At 58.5% G+C, this 299-nt stretch carries 1 protein-coding gene; it reads left to right on the forward strand.

All coding sequences use genetic code 11. The annotated features are described in order from the left end of the window. The coding region (locus SB756_RS29170; protein ID WP_410913014.1) for an RHS repeat domain-containing protein at window positions 1–299 on the forward strand (299 nt) is incomplete at both ends.

Here is a 299-nt window from a genome sequence, read left to right on the forward strand (position 1 = left end):
GCAGCTAACCGCTTGGATCTCAACGCGCAGCAGTTTGCCAAGGTCAAGGACAACCGGATCAAACAGTGGCGGGACCAGGAATACCGCTACGATCCGTGGGGCAACCTGATCGAGAAACGCTCTGGGCACAGCAAGCTGCAGAGCTTTAGCTATGACTGTGAGAACCGGCTGGTGCGGGCCGAGACGTTGGTTAACGGCAAGCTGGAAAGCCAAGGTGAGTATCGGTACGACAGCCTTGGGCGGCGGGTGGCCAAGCAGGCGGAAATCAACGGCGAACTCGAACAGAAGCGCTTCCTCTG

Source organism: Pseudomonas sp. SIMBA_068 (assembly GCF_046534705.1).
Lineage (GTDB): Bacteria > Pseudomonadota > Gammaproteobacteria > Pseudomonadales > Pseudomonadaceae > Aquipseudomonas > Aquipseudomonas putida.